Source organism: Thermanaerothrix sp., from assembly GCA_026417795.1.
In the GTDB taxonomy this organism is placed as follows: Bacteria; Synergistota; Synergistia; order Synergistales; family Synergistaceae; genus Thermanaerovibrio.
In genome coordinates this window covers 1-1,180 of record JAOACP010000111.1, presented here as the reverse complement: position 1 = coordinate 1,180, position 1,180 = coordinate 1, and the positions used below count along the sequence as shown (strand labels likewise).

Below are 1,180 nucleotides of genomic sequence, written 5' to 3'. Positions count from 1 at the left end.
CATCCACATGGCCCGGGCGGTTTTCCCGGCGATGGCACAACAGGGCAGCGGCCGAATCATCAATGTATCATCTTTGGCAGGCCTTGTAGGAGTTTTTGGATACACCGCCTATGGGGCAAGCAAATTCGGGGTCATCGGCTTTTCGGAAACCCTTCGGGCCGAAGCCCGTCGCTATGGTATCACCGTTCAGGTACTTTGCCCCCCTGACACGGATACGCCCCAATTGGCCGAAGAAAACCAATACAAGCCTCCAGAAACTCGCCGGATTGCCGGAAATGCCCGATTGCTTTCTCCCGACCAGGTAGCCCAGCGGGTAATCGCAAAGCTTTCAAGTTCATCATTCTATATTTTCGCGGATACCGAAAGTGCCCTCATTTATCATCTCCACCGACTCTTTCCACGACTGGTAGAGCGGATCATGGACTGGCAAATCAAAGATGTCCAAAAGACAAAGCAGGCTATTCCATCAAAAGAGAAATAAAGGAAGGAACATCATGGGAACACGAGAAGATCTATTTAGCAAGTGTTACGCCTTTACCGCCGCCGAAGAGGCCCGAAAAGAAGGGTGGTATCCCTACTTCCGTCCTATCGAAGCGAACCGGGGAAACAAGGTAATCATCGAAGGCCGAGAGATGATTATGGCGGGGTCCAACAACTACCTCGGCCTTGCCTTTGACGAACGGGTCCGAGAAGCCGCTATTAAGGCGGTAGAAAAGTACGGCACCAGTTGTTCCGGTTCCCGCTTCATGAATGGCACCCTGGCTCTTCACGAAGAACTCGAGTGGCGCCTTGCCCGCTTTGTTGGTAAAGAGGCGGCCCTTACCTTTACCACGGGCTATCAGACTAATTTAGGGAGCATCTCCGCCCTTGTCGGTCGGGGCGACCATGTGGTAACCGACAAATTCGACCACGCTTCCATCATGGATGGCATCTTTTTAAGCACCGGCCTTAACAAACACGTGAATTTGCATCGATTCAAGCATAATGATATCGACGATTTACAGAAGGTTTTAGAAAAAATTCCCCCAGGGGAACCCATCCTCATCGTACTCGATGGGGTCTTCAGCATGGAGGGGGATACCGCCCGGCTTCCCGAAATCCGTAAAATTGCCGACCAGTTCGGGGCCCGAATCTATCTTGATGAGGCCCACGCCATCGGGGTTATTGGCCCTACCGGCCG

The 1,180-nt window shown here is 52.5% G+C and carries 2 protein-coding genes; both read left to right on the top strand.

The genetic code is table 11. The annotated features are described in order from the left end of the window. Positions 1 to 481 (top strand): SDR family NAD(P)-dependent oxidoreductase (locus N2315_09465; protein MCX7829398.1); only part of this gene is annotated, 481 nt, incomplete at its 5' end. Between the two features lie 13 nt (positions 482 to 494). Then, the coding region (locus tag N2315_09460) for a pyridoxal phosphate-dependent aminotransferase family protein (GenBank protein ID MCX7829397.1) at positions 495 to 1,180 on the top strand (686 nt) is incomplete at its 3' end.